12 protein-coding genes are annotated in these 15,370 nt (G+C 50.2%); 6 read left to right on the forward strand and 6 right to left on the reverse strand.

All coding sequences use genetic code 11. From position 1 onward, the window contains the following. Positions 1 to 185 precede the first annotated feature (185 nt). The 3 genes from BUB59_RS01925 to mdh all read right to left on the reverse strand — a co-directional run bounded on the left by BUB59_RS01925 (position 186) and on the right by mdh (position 3,685). Positions 186 to 1,109, reverse strand: coding sequence for a mechanosensitive ion channel family protein (locus BUB59_RS01925; RefSeq protein WP_073225121.1), 924 nt, complete (start codon positions 1,107 to 1,109; stop codon positions 186 to 188). A 90-nt stretch (positions 1,110 to 1,199) separates the two neighbouring features. Beyond that, positions 1,200 to 2,573 carry an anaerobic C4-dicarboxylate transporter gene (locus tag BUB59_RS01930; protein ID WP_073225122.1) on the reverse strand — a complete coding sequence of 458 codons (1,374 nt, stop codon included), beginning with the start codon at positions 2,571 to 2,573 and terminating at the stop codon, positions 1,200 to 1,202. Between the two features lie 170 nt (positions 2,574 to 2,743). Then, positions 2,744 to 3,685: a malate dehydrogenase gene (gene mdh, locus BUB59_RS01935; RefSeq protein ID WP_073225123.1), complete on the reverse strand. Its 942-nt coding sequence runs from the start codon at positions 3,683 to 3,685 to the stop codon at positions 2,744 to 2,746. A gap of 193 nt (positions 3,686 to 3,878) precedes the next feature. Between mdh and BUB59_RS01940 the strand changes: the two genes are divergently transcribed. From BUB59_RS01940 to BUB59_RS01950, 3 genes are all read left to right on the forward strand, one after another. Beyond that, positions 3,879 to 4,607, forward strand: a complete 729-nt coding sequence (locus BUB59_RS01940) for a sulfite exporter TauE/SafE family protein (protein ID WP_073225125.1) — start codon at positions 3,879 to 3,881, stop codon at positions 4,605 to 4,607. Positions 4,608 to 4,726: 119 nt separating this feature from the next. Then, positions 4,727 to 5,386: a phosphodiesterase gene (yfcE, locus tag BUB59_RS01945; protein WP_073225127.1), complete on the forward strand. Its 660-nt coding sequence runs from the start codon at positions 4,727 to 4,729 to the stop codon at positions 5,384 to 5,386. An 83-nt stretch (positions 5,387 to 5,469) separates the two neighbouring features. After that, positions 5,470 to 6,717 carry a nucleoside recognition domain-containing protein gene (locus BUB59_RS01950; protein WP_073225129.1) on the forward strand — a complete coding sequence of 416 codons (1,248 nt, stop codon included), beginning with the start codon at positions 5,470 to 5,472 and terminating at the stop codon, positions 6,715 to 6,717. A gap of 90 nt (positions 6,718 to 6,807) precedes the next feature. Here BUB59_RS01950 and BUB59_RS01955 read toward each other — a convergent pair whose 3' ends face one another. Both BUB59_RS01955 and BUB59_RS01960 read right to left on the reverse strand, forming a co-directional pair. Beyond that, positions 6,808 to 7,818, reverse strand: coding sequence for a calcium/sodium antiporter (locus tag BUB59_RS01955; protein ID WP_234979897.1), 1,011 nt, complete (start codon positions 7,816 to 7,818; stop codon positions 6,808 to 6,810). Between the two features lie 3 nt (positions 7,819 to 7,821). Beyond that, on the reverse strand, positions 7,822 to 8,919 hold the full coding sequence (locus BUB59_RS01960; RefSeq protein ID WP_143160181.1) for a porin family protein: 1,098 nt from the start codon (positions 8,917 to 8,919) through the stop codon (positions 7,822 to 7,824). Positions 8,920 to 9,042: 123 nt separating this feature from the next. Between BUB59_RS01960 and BUB59_RS01965 the strand changes: the two genes are divergently transcribed. Both BUB59_RS01965 and BUB59_RS01970 read left to right on the forward strand, forming a co-directional pair. After that, positions 9,043 to 10,557 (forward strand): leucyl aminopeptidase family protein, encoded by a 1,515-nt coding sequence (locus BUB59_RS01965; RefSeq protein ID WP_073225132.1) that lies wholly within the window; start codon positions 9,043 to 9,045, stop codon positions 10,555 to 10,557. Positions 10,558 to 10,559: 2 nt separating this feature from the next. Beyond that, positions 10,560 to 11,735, forward strand: a complete 1,176-nt coding sequence (locus BUB59_RS01970; protein WP_200778792.1) for an FprA family A-type flavoprotein — start codon at positions 10,560 to 10,562, stop codon at positions 11,733 to 11,735. 85 nt (positions 11,736 to 11,820) lie between these two features. On the opposite strand, the gene BUB59_RS01975 is transcribed toward BUB59_RS01970, so the two are convergent. Further along, the gene (locus tag BUB59_RS01975) at positions 11,821 to 13,350 is read right to left on the reverse strand and encodes a sensor domain-containing diguanylate cyclase (RefSeq protein ID WP_073225134.1); all 1,530 of its coding nucleotides are present in this window, start codon (positions 13,348 to 13,350) and stop codon (positions 11,821 to 11,823) included. A 70-nt stretch (positions 13,351 to 13,420) separates the two neighbouring features. On the opposite strand from BUB59_RS01975, the gene guaA reads away from it, so the two are divergent. After that, positions 13,421 to 15,244 (forward strand): glutamine-hydrolyzing GMP synthase, encoded by a 1,824-nt coding sequence (gene guaA, locus BUB59_RS01980; protein ID WP_073225136.1) that lies wholly within the window; start codon positions 13,421 to 13,423, stop codon positions 15,242 to 15,244. Positions 15,245 to 15,370: the final 126 nt, after the last annotated feature.

Here is a 15,370-nt window from a genome sequence, read left to right on the forward strand (position 1 = left end):
CTAAATATACCTTAAAGAATATTTAAAGTCAACGTTTTTATTAAAATAGCAACAAAATAAGCATTTGTAGACTTATTTAAATTATATAAAAGTCCACACTTTTGTAATAAAAATACAAGCAGTAACACCCCGCAGGTAATAAAAAAAGAGCGGTAAAACCGCCCTATTTTCTCAATTTCGCCAGTTTAAAGATTGTACTTGGGGATTTCTGGAACTTCCCCCAGGTGTATACCCATCTTTTTCAGGGTATCCGGATCCGAAAGTTGGGATAAATCATCCTCTTCCTCGTCCACAGTAGTCGCGACAACGCCACCTTCCTGACGGATATGAACCACTCGCTGAGGATAGGGAATCTCGATGTTCTTTTCGTCCAGAATGTTCTTGATAATCCCTAAATATTTTCGCTGCAGCTCTTGGTATTCGTAAGTACGTACCCACACCCAGATAGAAATGTTCACACCGCTGTCAGCCAGTTCCTCCACGAAAATCTTTGCCGGGGGAAGTTTCAGGAAGCGGGATTCCTCGTTGACCATCTTACGCAACACGCAAAAAGCCACATCCAGGGATGTTTCGTAGGATACTGAAACCGTCAAATCCAGGCGGCGAACCATGTTCCGGCTGTAATTCACAATGGGAGCCCCCCACAAGGAACTGTTGGGCGCAGAAACGTAAAGGCCATCCATAGTCTCGAAGGTCGTATTAAATAGTCCAATACCGCCAATTTTGCCCTTCACGTCACCACATTCAATGTAGTCCCCCGCCTTAAAGGGACTCAAGAACAGCAGCAAAATGCCGGAAGCCACATTAGAAAGGGTATCCTTCAGGGCGAGGCCCACCGCAAGGCTTGCGGCGCCAATCATAGCCAACAGGCCATTGGTATTCACGCCCAAAATGTTCAAGCAGAGCAACAGCCCCAGCACATAAAGGGTGTATTTAAACAAGTCAGAAACAAGGGGAATAGCCGCCCGGTCCAAGCCCTTTCGAGAAGCTCGATCCAGCCCTTTCTTAAAGCCCCAGGTCAAAATCTTGATGATTACAATGACGAGCACCACCAAAAGCAGCTGCTCTATAATCAAATCCTTAGGGATGAGTTCTCTAATCTTTTCCACGGGCCTAAATTTACATTAACCCCCTATCAAATTAAAGAGGGCGGCTCTAAGAACCGTCCTCAGTTTGAAATTCATCACATTTTGAAAGTTTTAGAAGAAAACTCTCACAATTACGGACCCAACAATGGTGGATACGATCACGCTGGTCATACCGGGGAGCATAAAGCTATGGTTCAGCAAGTATTTACCAATAACCGTAGTTCCAGAACGGTCGAAGTTCACCGTGGCAATGTCAGAGGGATAATTCGGGATGAAGAAGTAACCATAGACACTGGGGAGAACACCCAGAAGAACGACGCCATCAATTCCCAGGCTATAGGCCAGCGGGAGCATGGACACCACAACAGCGCCCTGAGAGTTGATCAGCACGGAAACAGCGAAGAAAGCAAAGGCGATTGCCCAGGGATAATGCTGGACAATATCCTTCAGGCCTCCCTGCATCACGTCCATGTAGTTGGCAAAATAGGTATCAGCCAGCCATGCAATGCCGTAAATAGCCACCACAGCCACCATACCAGACTGCCAGACAGCACCGGAAACAGCCTTCTTGGGCTGAGCCTTACAGAGAAGAATCATGAAAGCAGCAGCAGAAATCATCACGATCTGGATAATGACATTCATGCCGATGGGCTTCATCTGGGCAACGCCATCCACAATCTTACCTGTGGGAACAACAGGACGAATATCGTGACCCGCAATCTGGAACACAGAGAACATGACAATCACAGCAAGAGCAATCAGGAACACGAAAACAGAACGCTTAGCTTCCTTAGTCACTTCCTTATCCAGAAGAGAAGCGGTGTTGCCGTACATGTATTCCTTCATCTGCGGGTCCTTAAGGCGAGCCTGGAAGGCAGGGTCCTTATCCAGGTCGAGACCGCGCTTGTAGCTCAGGGCGGCAGCAGCCATCAAGCCGCAAATACAGGAGGGAATGGTAACAGCAATAACCTGCAGGTTGTTGATTTCAAAGCCATGGGCATTGGAAATCACCACGAAGGATGCCACCGCAGCGGCGATGGGAGAACAGGTAATACCCACCTGGGAAGCAACGGAAGCCACAGCGCAGGGACGTTCCGGACGGATCCCCTTCTTCAGGGAGATGTCACAGATAATGGGCATCAAGGTATAAACCACATGACCCGTACCTACGAGAACGGTCAGGAAGAATGTGCAAAGCGGAGCCAGGAAGATAATCTGGTTGGGGTGCTTACGCAATAGCTTTTCCGCCAGCTGGATCAACCAGTCCATACCGCCTGCGGCCTGCATAATACCGGCGCAGGTCACGGCTGCGATAATGATGTAAATAACATCGGTAGGCGGCTTACCCGGAGCCATCCCGAAGCCAAGCACTAGAATGGCAAGGCCAATGCCGGAAATCGCACCCAAGGCCAGGCTTCCATAACGGGAACCTACATAAAGAGCGGCCAACACAATCAAAAGCTGAATAATCATTAGCGCAGTCATAAAACCTCCGTCAACAAGTGTTATAAGCAACCCATATCAGTTTGATAAGGAATACTTATTGAAACTAAACAAAAGTTTCAACAAAAGACCGCAGATTTACAAAAAAAACGCAAAAAAACGCCCTCGGCTAAACCGAGAGCGTCTTTAAAATCGCGAGAGCGTGGAGCTAATTAAGTATTAGCATCAACCCATTCAGCGTTCTTCTTGCAAGCTTCAACAGACTTGTCGAAGGCTGCCTTCTGTTCGTCGTTCATCTTGACTTCGAAGATCTTTTCCACGCCGTTTGCGCCGATCACGCAAGGAACGCCGCAGTACAGGCCCTTAACGCCGTATTCGCCGTTCAGCTTAACAGCGCAGGTAAGAACGCTCTTCTTGTCCAGGAGGTAAGCTTCAGCCATCTTGATAGCGGAAGTTGCCGGGCTGTAGAATGCAGAACCGCGAACCAGGAGGTTAACGATTTCGCCACCAGCGTTAGCAGTACGAGCAGCCAGTTCGTCGAACTTTTCCTTGGTCATGAGCTGAGACAGAGGAATGCCACCGACGGAGACGCATTCGTAGAGAGAAACCATGGTGTCACCGTGGCCGCCCATAACGATAGCCTTAACGTCTTCAGCAGAAACGCCCAGTTCCATAGCAACGAAGCAAGCGAGACGAGAAGAGTCCAGAACGCCAGCCATACCGATCACCTTGGAGGAATCGAAGCCGGTAACCTTCTGCATGTTGTACACCATTGCGTCCAGCGGGTTGGTGATAACGATAACGAAAGCGTTCGGAGCAGTGTTCTTGATAGCTTCGCCAACAGTCTTGATGACGCCGCAGTTGATGCCCAGAAGGTCGTCACGGCTCATGCCCGGCTTACGAGGAACGCCTGCGGTCACGATAACAACGTCTGCACCAGCGATGTCAGCGTAGTCAGTAGAACCGGAGAGGTTGCAGGAAGTGCCCATAACGGAACGGCCTTCCATAATGTCGAGGGCCTTACCCTTCGGCATACCTTCAGTCATCGGAATATCGATGAGGACCACGTCACCCAGCTGCTTCTGAGCGAGGACGAGAGCCATAGTACCACCAATCTGACCAGCACCAACGAGTGCAATCTTCTTTCTTGCCATGATTTTACCTTCCTTATATAAGGTGTTGAAAAATTTACGCCTAAAATATAGCACAATTTGTGTAAAGAAACAACGTTGGAAAGGGGCCTGTGTGACGAAATATCAAGTAAATAAGAAGCCAAACCGCCCCTGGCGGCTCAAAAGGTCAAACAATAGCCATAAAGGGGCCTTTTAGCTAAATTTGCCCCGCATTATGGAACTTTCGGTTATTGGCATCTTATTTGGGATTAGCTGTATAGGCAGTTTTATCCAGCGGGTCAGCGGGTTCGGATTTGGCATTTTCGTCATGACCGTCCTCCCCTACCTCCTTCCCAGCTACGGGGAAGCTACCGCCTTGTCCGGAATGCTTGCCGGATCCATGTCCATCGTCGTTTTCCTCCGTATGCGAAAATATATCGTCTGGAAGGAAGTTCTCCCCATCCTGGGTATCTTTACGGTCATCAGTTTCTTTGCAGTGGGCGCTGTAGCCAGTTTAGACGGCAGGTTTCTGCGACACGTCCTTGGCGCGATCCTTATTATCATAAGCATCTACTTTTTCTTCTTCAGTGAAAAAATCAAGCTGAAACCCACTGTTTTCGTCCAATCTATTATAGGCGTCATCGCTGGCATCATGGGCGGGTTCTTCGCCATGCAGGGGCCGCCCTCCGTTCTGTATTTTTTGGCATCCTGCGAAACGAAGGAAAAGTACATCGCCCATAGCCAGGTGTATTTCGCCCTAGGCAACCTGATGATGACCTTCTTTAGAGCGGGTAACGGGTTCGTGACGCCTATGGTAGGAATGGCCTACGGTTGTGGCATTTTCGGCGTGGCTCTGGGCGTATTCATCGGAAGCAAAGTCTTCAAGAAGATTCCGCACAAAGTATTGAAAAAAGTCGTATACGTCTATATGGCAATAAGCGGTATTATCGCACTCTGCGCATAACTGTATTAGTTATGAGTTATGAGTTATGAGTTACGAGATATGAGTTATTAGTTATGAGATATGAATTATGAGGTTCAAGTTTCATAATTCGTAATTTATAATTTATAATTGTTCACTGTATGCGCGCTTTAATTCTTTCTGACATTCATGGATCTGCTATTGCAGCCCGCCAGGCACTCTCATTCTTCGAGAAGCTGAACTGCGACAAAATTTTCCTGCTGGGAGACACCCTTTATCACGGCCCTCGCAATCCTCTTCCCGAGGGACATGGCCCTATGGGCGTCGTAGAAGCCTTGAAACCTTACGCAGGCAAGATTGTTGCCGCCCGCGGGAACTGCGACGCCGATGTAGACCTGATGATGCTGGAATTCATCAAGATTGAGGACGAGTACGCCGTAGTGGAAGATCCTGCGGTAGACGGAGGCCGCCGCACCATCCGTCTGTTCTTAAGTCACGGTCACATTTTCCTTCCGGAATGTTTCCCGCCTAATGCGCTTGACCAGCTGGAACCTACCGAAGAAAAGGGACGTTCCATCGACGCCTATCTTTACGGTCACACCCACATTTGGGACTTGCACAAGAATTTCAAGAACATCCTGATGGTAAACCCGGGCTCCACCAGCCTGCCTAAGGGCGGTAAGGTTGCCTCATTTGGCGTCTACGAAAGCTATGATAAACCAGACCATCGCGGTAACCTAGCGAAATTTTCAATTCACGCGCTTGATACCGGCAGGGAAATCGCAAGCTTCGAAATCAACGACAGGAATAATGAGATATGAGTTATGAATTATGATTTGCATAACGATTTTTCATATTTCACCTTTCATTTTTCATTTATTAAAAACTTACTATAATTGAATATATGGTTCTGAACGTAATTTGGCTTATCTTTTTCTTTGGCGCTTTTATCGCCTGCGTCGTCCAGTGGTTGGCATTTGGCGATAGCGGTATTTTCAACAAGGCAATCCTGGGTGCTTTTGACATGTCCAAGACTGCGTTCGAAATCGCCCTGGGTCTTACAGGTATCTTGAGCCTTTGGCTGGGCATCCTGAAAATTGGAGAAAAAGCTGGCGCAGTCCAGATTTTGGCCAAGTTGGTTCAGCCCCTCTTTAGCAGACTTTTCCCGGAAATTCCTAAGGGACACCCCGTGGTGGGCACCATGCTCATGAACATCAGCGCCAATATGCTGGGTCTTGATAATGCGGCAACCCCTATGGGACTTAAGGCCATGAAAGAACTCCAGGACTTGAATCCCAACGAAGACAAGTCCGTCGCCAGCGATTCCCAGATTATGTTCCTGGTGCTGAACGCCAGCGGGCTTACCTTGATTCCTGTCAGCATCATGACTTACCGCGCCCAGATGGGTGCAGCCAACCCTAGCGACGTTTTCCTCCCCCTTCTGCTTTCTACGTTCTTTAGCACCATGGCGGGCATTTTCGCCCTCAGTTTCTTCCAGAAGGTCAAGCTGAAGGATCCTGTAACTGTAGCATGGCTGGGCGGCCTTTCCTCCGCCGTCATTGCCATCATGTTCTACTTCAGTCACCTGACAGCGGAAGCCATCGGTACCACCAGCCTCTTCATTAGCGGTATTGTGCTCTTCGGCGTAATTGTTGCATTCCTCGGCCTAGCCTGCTATCGCAAGGTTCAAGCCTACGAAGCCTTCGTGGAAGGTGCCAAGGACGGTTTCCATACTGCAGTGATGATCATCCCCAACCTGGTCGCCATTCTTGTGGGTGTTGCGGTATTCAGAGCTAGCGGAGCCATGGACCTTTTGATGAATGGTATTTCCGCACTGCTGGGTATGATCGGCGTAGGAAATGATGTAGTACCCGCCCTACCGACAGCGATTATGAAGCCATTAAGTGGTAGTGGCGCCCGCGGCATGATGATCGACGCCATGAAGACTCTTGGCCCCGATAGTTTTGCTGGCCGCCTGAGCTGTATGTTCCAGGGTGCCGCCGACACCACCTTCTACATTATCGCCGTATACTTCGGTTCTGTTGGCGTCAAGAAGACTCGTCACGCCGTGACCTGCGCACTCATCGCCGATGCCGTAGGCGTCATCGCCGCCATCGCCATCGCCTACATCTTCTTCCCGCCAGTTGGTTAACGTTTTTATCAAAGCCGAAATAAATAATTCAAGCATTAAAAAGGCCCCGTTCAAAAAATGAACGGAGCCTTTTTTCAATCTTGTAGTGTATTAAAGAACGCCGGTAGTCTTAAGGCCAAGGATAGTCAGGTACGCCACGTAGACCAGCAAGAGGACAATGCCGGCAACGCGGTTAATGCGACCATCACCCTTACGGCGGAATCCAAGCACCAGAAGGGACAAGGTCAAGATTCCCATAAGGGGCATATCGCGATAAAGGACTTCCCCATCAATCTGGTTCATAGGAGAAATGGAAGCGGCAATACCCACCACCATCAAGGTATTGAACAGATTGGAGCCGATAATGTTGCCGACAGCCAAATCGTCCTCCCCCTTACGAGCGGCAGCAATAGAGCTGGCCAATTCAGGAAGAGAAGTTCCAATGGCAACAATGGTCAAACCAATGAGGAGATCGCTTACGCCAAGGCTATGAGCGATATCCACCGCACCCCAAACCAGAGCTCGGGAACTTGCCACCAGAAGGCCCATACCCAGGACCAGCCAGAAAATGGACTTGCCCAAGCTCATAGGCTTTTCCGCAGATTCAGAGACTTCAGCTAGTTCACCGGCTTCGGCAGGTTCAGTAGCCTTATTGGCAGACTTCTTTTCCTTCCAGATGTTAAAGCCCATGACACCAAAGAAGACAGCGAGGAAAACCACGCCATCCAAACGGGAAACATCCCCATCCAGCAAAAGCAAGATGGAAAGAACGGTCACCCCTATCAGCAAGGGAAGGTCCTTCTTAAGTACAGAACGTTGCACCAGGATGGGTGAAATCAGGGCGGTCACACCTAAGATTAAAGCAATATTGGCGATATTGCTTCCGTAGGCATTACCAAGCGCCAACTGGGGGTTTCCCTGCACAGCAGAGAGTGCGGACACGACCATCTCGGGAGCACTAGTGCCAAAACCCACAATGACCATGCCGATGAGTAAGGTAGACATGCCGCAGAACTTGGCAACACCAACGGCGCCGTCCACGAACTTATCGGCACTCCATACCAATACAACTAACCCCACAATGACAGCCAGGATGGCCGGAAGCAAATCAACAATATTCATATTTTAGAACGGGTAAAGAGTTACACCAACACCGAAGCTGGAAGTACTCAGGTTCAGGTCCATAACATCCGTCTGGCCAGAAGCGCTGAGATAGCCATCATACAGATCATTCAGGCCCAATTCAGCACGAACATCCAGAGAGATATACTTATTTGCAAGAACAGAGAAGCCAAATACCAAGCTCCAGTCCATAGAGTTACGGTAATCTTCATCAATCATGTCAGCACTGCTCTTTACCTTCTTCTTGGTATCCGGATCGGTGAAGGAAACCTTCAGCTCATCCTGGAGAGGGATGGACACTTGGGCACCCATATCAAAGAAGAAGCGAGAACCTACAGACTTGAAGGTGAACAGGACAGGAATATCCAGTTTCTTCTGTTCAAACTTAAAGTGAGTGGCAACCCTGTCATCACCAGAGCCGATGTAGTAGTTTTCGCTAGCATTGCTCTGTTCATAGAGCAAACCAAGCTTTACACCCATGGTGTATTCATTGAGAGGAATGGTTGCGCTGATACCAGCTCGCCAGGCAAGGCCATCAAAGGATACTTCATCCCAGTCGCCATAACTGCCATTGCTCATGTAGTAGCTATGAACACTAGCCTGAGCGCCAATCTTAAATTCCATAGGAATACGACCACGGAGCTGATCCATGGTAACGGTATCCGGACCAGCCTGTTCAGCAACGTAAACCGTATGCACCGGAGTTCCGTCCATGCCAATATAGACTCGTTCTACATAAGTAGGCTTCTGTGCAGCGGGCTGAGCTGTACGAACGGCCTGAGGAGCGGGTTCTGCCGCGGGAGCAGCAACGGGAGCGGGAGCAGGTTCTGCAACAGGGGCTGCAGCTACAGGTGCGGGAGTTGCTTCAGTTTCGCCACGAACAGCAACCGGAGCGGCAGCCTCTTCAGCGGCAGGAGCTTCAGCTGCGGGTGCCGCAGAAGCTGTTTCAGGAACTTCCTTTTCAAGATTTGTATAAGCGGCTTCAGCCTTAGCTTCGGTAGCGGCCGGTTCTGCAGCAGGTGCTACAGCAGCGGGTTCCTGAGCAAAAGACATTGCAGCAAAGGTTGCAATAGCAAGTGCAGACTTCATTTTTAAATTCATAAAAATCCTCCATAGTTTTACATTAGCGTATTATAGCATTTTAGGTAAAGAAAAGACAACCTTATCCCCCATTTATTTGGATAAAAACACGATTTATCTAGACAAAATACTAGATTTCAACCCATGAAGATTAATATTGTCAAAGCAGCCTCGGGCAAGGCAAATGTTTCTGCCCTCTTTTTCGTAAAGCAGTCTGTTCAATTTTCCAATATTATTAGCGAAGCAGCTACCGTCCAGGTAGAATCCGTCCTGAAGGGAATGGTCGATGGGCCCTTCGAAGACCTGGAACTTCTTGAAATTGATGGAACCTCCACCATCTTCGTGAACGCCGCCAAGGAACGTGGCATTTCCAGTCTGGATCACCTGCGCATGGCAGCCTATCGCCTGGCCAAGAAGGCCATGGCCCGCCAGATTCCCGTGGTAAACATTATGCTTGCGGACGCAGCCGACGAACAGTTCAAGGCAATCGCCCACGGTTTGAACAGTGCCAACTACAAGTTTGACGCCTACAAGAGTAAGCAGAAGGATAATTTCCAGGTCACTTTTGAAATCGTCGCAGGTGACAAGTCTAGTGATTTTAAGGCCATCGAAGAAGAAGTTGCTGTGGAACAGACCGCAGTTACTCTAGCCAAGAATTTGGTAAACACTCCGGCAGCAGACCTGACTCCCGAAGACTTCGTGGAAAATGCAAAGACCATCGCCAAGTATACTCCAGGCCTTTCCATCAAGGTTCGTGACGTAAAACAGCTGGAAAAGGAAGGCTTCATGGGTCACGTTACCGTGGGTAAGGGCAGCGAGCGTCCTCCCTACATGGTAACCATTTCCTATGACGGCACCAAAAGTTCTTCTCGCGCAGGCAAGAAGAGCGAAAGAACCTCCGCCGACCATCTGGTTCTGGTAGGTAAAGGCCTTTGCTTCGATACAGGCGGTCTCTGCCTGAAGCCGCCTAAATCCATGCCCGAAATGATCAGCGACATGACAGGGGCCGCTACGGTCCTAGCAGCCATCCAGGCCATAGCCACCTTGAAGTTGCCCCTGAAGGTTAGTGCAGTTCTCTGCCTGGCAGAAAACGCCATCGGAAACAAGTCCGTGCTTCCCGGCGATATCTTTACCGCCAAGAATGGCAAGACGGTGATGGTGGACAACACCGACGCAGAAGGCCGCCTTGTCCTCAGTGACGGCCTGGCAGAAGCAGGTCTTATCGGCGCCACCCACATTGTGGATCTGGCCACCTTGACAGGCGCCATGGTCCGCGCTCTGGGATACGCCATTGCAGGCTTCTTCAGCAATGACGATCCTCTGGCACTGAACATCATTAACTCCGGCGAAGCATCCTGTGAAAAATTCTGGAGCATGCCTCTGGAAGAAGAATACGCAGATGGCCTAAAGGATAAATTCGCTGATTTGAAGAATACAGGCTCCGACGCTGGCGCCATCAGTGCAGCCCTGTTCCTCCAGGAATTCGTCCCGGCAGATACCGCATGGGCTCACTTGGATATTGCAGGCACCGCCTTTGTTACCAAGAAGTGGAAATACACCGAATATGGCGCCACCGGCTTTGGTGTACAGACTTTAATTGAACTTGCACGCAGGATGTCCAACGCCACCGCCGCATCCGAAGAATACAAGGAGATTTAATCATGTTCTCTTACGAAATGAAAGTGACCGATACCATCAAGTATGTTGGCGTAAACGACCACGAAATTGACCTGTTCGAAGGCCAGTTCGAAGTACCCCTGGGCATGGCCTACAACTCCTATGTAATCCTGGACGAACAGATTGCCGTGATGGATTCCGTGGACCAGAACTTCGGCGAACAGTGGCTCGCCAATATTGCCGCAGTCATCGGCGACAAGCAGCCTGCCTATCTGGTGGTGCACCACATGGAAATGGACCATTCCGCAAACATCCAGCTGTTCATGGAAAAGTATCCTGCAGCAAAGATCGTTGCTTCCAAGATGGCTTTCACCATGATGAAGAATTTCTTTGGTACCGACTACGCCGACCGTCAGGTTGTAGCTGGCGAAGGCACCAAGATCGAACTGGGCGCACACACCCTGAATTTCGTCACCGCAGCCAACGTTCACTGGCCCGAAGTCATCATGAGCTACGAATCCAGCGAAAAAGTCCTGTTCTCTGCAGACGCCTTCGGTAAGTTCGGCGCAAACGACGTGGAAGACCCGGAAGGCTGGGCCTGCGAAGCCCGCCGCTACTACTTCGGCATCGTAGGCAAGTTCGGCGCAAACGCCCAGGCAGTTCTCGCAAAGCTTGCCGGCATCCAAGTGGAAAAGATCTGCGCCCTCCACGGTCCCACCATCATCGGCGAAGTGGAAACCTACCTGAACTATTACAAGATCTGGACCAACTACGACGTAGAATCCGAAGGCGTCATGATCGCCTACACCTCCGTCTATGGCAACACCAAGAAAGCTGTGGAACAGCTGGCCGACATCCTGAAGGCCAAGGGCTGCAAGAAGGTCGTGGTGGCAGATCTCGCCCGCGAAGACACCTACGAAAACATCGAGAACGCCTTCCGTTACGGCAAGCTGGTTCTTGCAACCACCACCTACAACACCGGCGTGTTCCCCAAGATGCGTGAATTCATCGACCACCTGCTGGAACGCAATTACCAGAAGCGCACCGTCGCCTTTATGGAAAACGGTTCCTGGGCCCCTGCCGCCGCAAAGAATATGGCCGCCATGTTCGAAGGCGCAAAGGACATTACCGTTGCCCAGAACAAGGTCAGCATCAAGATCGCTGTGAAGCCCGAAAACGTCGCCCAGATGGAAAAAATGGCCGACGAACTGCTGGCCTAGCGTCATTCTCGAGAGGCAATTGTCATTCTCGCGAAAGCGAGAATCTAGCTAAAAAAAAGTTCTCTTCTTTAAGAAGGGAACTTTTTTACTTTTGGCGGAAGAAGGTAAAGGAACGTCCTTCAATCTTCTTGCTTTCGTAGGTACAGGAGTCCGCCTGCTGGTAAAGTTCGTTGAAGTCCACCTTACCGCCTCTATAGAAGGTAGCACCGAGACTTACGCTGATTTGATAATCTTCGTGACCTTCAATCACGGCATTGGACAGTTCCGCAAAGAAACGACCGAAGGCAAGACATCCCTGTTCTTCTGTAATGACCTTGTTCAGGAACACCATATATTCGTCCCCACCAAGTCTCAAGAGGATATCTCCATCACGGAAGGTTCGGCGCATGGCTTCTGCAACAGCGATGATCACCTTATCGCCGGTCTGATGTCCAAAGTTATCGTTTACATACTTGAACTTGTCTACGTCAAAAAGACAGAGCAAGCCTCTCTTATCCTCATGGAGAGCTTCCTTAATCTTGGATACGCCCCCATTACGATTTAAAAGACCGGTCATGGCATCGGTTTCCGCCTGGGAAATCAATTCCTTTTCGCGACGTTTCTGTTCATCAATATCTTCCACTGCAAACAGAACGAAACGAGGCAGTTCCCCCTTCTTGTCATAATCCACATTCACGTAACGAGCACGACACCAAGCGCCTTTCTTGGACAAGTATTCGTGGGTAATGGTTCGCTTGCCTTTAAGGCGTTCCGCTACGGTGGATACGTCCACAAATCGAATAGCGGCATCCTTGAAATCAGGATCGGCGCTAAATTCAATACCGCGAACCACCTGGCGACCAAAGTCACGATCCAACGAGCTATTCAGAACCTGATTCAAATCCTTGGTACTGCGGATTTCTGCATAGAGACCCGTTTTCAAATCCGCATGGTGCATACAGAGATAAATGGTCGAGATGGACTTCAGGTAGCGGGTCATCTGCTCCTGATTGGTCAGTTCTTCCACACGGTTTTCGAAAATGAAACGTTCCAGTCTGATTCGCATCATGTACATGCCGAGAATCAGGCCCACGCTGCTATAAACCAGCATATTTGCAACTTCAAGAACCCGCATATCCGCAGGCTTGAATAATGCAACCAGATGGACAAAAATAAGTCCCAACACAAAATACATGATAATGGTAACCGGCGGACGCACCGTAAAGAACATGGGCACAATGGCAAACATGATCAGTAAGGAGATGGTCAACTGGTTAGGAGTCGCCACAAAGGCCAAAATAAAGCCAAATCCAAACAAGCATAAGTTAAACAAATACACCAACCATATCAAAAGTTTGGGATATTTGGGTACAAGGAACTTGTTAACGAAAAAGATAATCAGGGAGGTAACAAAGCCAAAAGCATACCCAAGGTTCTGGGACATTTTAGCATCAACGCTTAACCCAGAAAAAACAATCAAGGCCAAAGCGAACATCACCACTGCAATACGGGAGAAGGCATGCAGGGCCTGCTGGTTACTACGGGCTACAGCGTCCTTGATCTTCGGGAAATCCCTGGGATCCGTCTGGGCGTTTAGTACGTAATCCTTACACCATTTAAAAGTTGCTTTTAACACATCAATAATGTAAGTAAATATTCACGGAAATGTTAACGAAAAACCCATCTTTTTCTATCTTTTGCCCCGTATGAAGAATGTAGATACTATTGCCGTTCTCGATTTTGGTGGTCAGTACGCCCACTTGATCGCAAACCGTGTCCGCCGTCTCGGCGTTTTCACCGAAATTCACTCCCCTAACTGCGACGTTTCCGAACTGGAAGGCGTTAAGGGCATTATTTATTCCGGTGGTCCCTCCAGCGTTTACGCAGCCGATGCTCCGGAATACAATCCCGAAATTTTGAGCCTGCCGGTACCCAAGCTGGGTATCTGCTACGGTCATCAGCTCATCGCCCAGCAGTTGGGCGGTCATGTTGAACCGGGCAAGGTCAAAGAATACGGTATTGCCGACTTGATCGTTGGCGACGAAAAGTGCCCCATCTTGAAGGACCTGCCCAAGGCCTCCCCCATGTGGATGAGCCATGGCGACCAGGTGACCAAGCTGCCCGAAGGCTACCGCATTGTGGCTAGCACCAAGGACTGCGAAATTGCAGCAGTTGCATTCGACGAACGCAAGATCTACGGCATCCAGTTCCACCCCGAAGTGACCCACAGTAAGTTCGGCATGAAGCTTCTCGAAAACTTCATCGACATTACCGGCGCACAGAAGACCTGGAACATGCACAGCTATCTGCCCCTCATTACCGCCCGCATCCAGGAACAGGTGAAGGACCGCAAGGTATTCCTGCTGGTTTCCGGCGGTGTGGACTCCACGGTGGCATTCGTTCTATTGAACCGCGTGCTTGGCCCCGAAAAGGTTCTGGGCCTCCATGTGGACAACGGCATGATGCGTCTGGGCGAATCCCAGAAGATCATGGACTTCCTCAAGGCCGAAGGCATGAACAACCTCCAGATCCGCGACGCCAGCGAACACTTCCTGGCAAAGTTGAAGGGCGTTACCGCTCCGGAAACCAAGCGCGGCATCATCGGCAAGGAATTCCTGGTCGTCAAGGACGAAGAAATGGCCAAGCTGAACCTTGACCCCAACCAGTGGATGATGGCTCAGGGTACCATTTACCCCGACACCATCGAATCTGGTGGCACCAAGAACGCCGACAAGATCAAGACCCACCACAACCGCGTCCAGGAAGTTCTGGACCTGATGGAAAAGGGTCTGGTTCTTGAACCTCTGGCAGACCTTTACAAGGACGAAGTCCGCGCCCTTGGCGAAGAACTGGGAATTCCCCACAACCTCGTCTGGCGTCATCCCTTCCCGGGTCCGGGTCTGGGCGTCCGCCTGCTCTGCAGCGATGGCGTTCTGACTGACGACATGGTGAAGTTTGAAGACGTGAAGGACACTCAGGGCGGCTCCCTGGCCGACTACCTGAAGGCAAACAACATTTCTGGCCGCATGCTCCCCATCAAGAGCGTTGGCGTTCAGGGCGATGGCCGTACTTACGCACAGCCGTTCCTGTTGACTACCGCCGGCCTCAGCTGGAAGGATTGCGAAAAGTTCTCCACCGAACTGGCAAACCGCTTTAAGGCCATCAACCGCGTGATCTATCAGATTGGTACTGTGGCTGATGAAGATCCGAAGCTGGTGGAACAGTTCGCTACCCGCGAAAACTTCGACACCCTCCGCAAGTTCGATGATATCTGCACTACCTTCTTGCAGGAAAACAAGCTGTACGAAGAAATCTGGCAGATGCCCGTTGTGTCTGTGCCGCTGCGCACCGCAGGCAAGCCCTGCATCGTGATGCGCCCGGTGAACTCCACCGAAGCCATGACCGCAAACTTCGCTGAAATTGACCAGGGCATGCTCGCAGGCCTCTGGCGCAAGTTCGAAGCGGTCGGTGCCGGCTCCCTCTGGTACGACGTCACCCACAAGCCTCCTGGAACTATCGAGTGGGAGTAAGCCGAATCCTGCGAAAACATGCTCGCATGTTTTCATAGGTGAGGCGCACGACACGCACTTTTGCGAAGCAAAAGTGCAATGGGAGTAGCGCGGAGCCAAGTGTCGCAAAAATGAGCTCGCTCATTT

Origin of the sequence: Fibrobacter sp. UWEL (genome assembly GCF_900142535.1) — a bacterium.
Taxonomy (GTDB): domain Bacteria; phylum Fibrobacterota; class Fibrobacteria; order Fibrobacterales; family Fibrobacteraceae; genus Fibrobacter.

Excerpts from the sequence above, each read along its gene's own strand:
- BUB59_RS01930 (WP_073225122.1), bottom strand. The coding sequence starts at position 2,573 with ATGACTGCGCTAATGATTATTCAGCTTTTGATTGTGTTGGCCGCTCTT.
- mdh (WP_073225123.1), bottom strand. The coding sequence starts at position 3,685 with ATGGCAAGAAAGAAGATTGCACTCGTTGGTGCTGGTCAGATTGGTGGT.
- BUB59_RS01940 (WP_073225125.1), top strand. The coding sequence starts at position 3,879 with ATGGAACTTTCGGTTATTGGCATCTTATTTGGGATTAGCTGTATAGGC.
- yfcE (WP_073225127.1), top strand. The coding sequence starts at position 4,727 with ATGCGCGCTTTAATTCTTTCTGACATTCATGGATCTGCTATTGCAGCC.
- BUB59_RS01950 (WP_073225129.1), top strand. The coding sequence starts at position 5,470 with ATGGTTCTGAACGTAATTTGGCTTATCTTTTTCTTTGGCGCTTTTATC.
- BUB59_RS01955 (WP_234979897.1), bottom strand. The coding sequence starts at position 7,818 with ATGAATATTGTTGATTTGCTTCCGGCCATCCTGGCTGTCATTGTGGGG.
- BUB59_RS01960 (WP_143160181.1), bottom strand. The coding sequence starts at position 8,919 with ATGAATTTAAAAATGAAGTCTGCACTTGCTATTGCAACCTTTGCTGCA.
- BUB59_RS01965 (WP_073225132.1), top strand. The coding sequence starts at position 9,043 with ATGAAGATTAATATTGTCAAAGCAGCCTCGGGCAAGGCAAATGTTTCT.
- BUB59_RS01970 (WP_200778792.1), top strand. The coding sequence starts at position 10,560 with ATGTTCTCTTACGAAATGAAAGTGACCGATACCATCAAGTATGTTGGC.
- guaA (WP_073225136.1), top strand. The coding sequence starts at position 13,421 with ATGAAGAATGTAGATACTATTGCCGTTCTCGATTTTGGTGGTCAGTAC.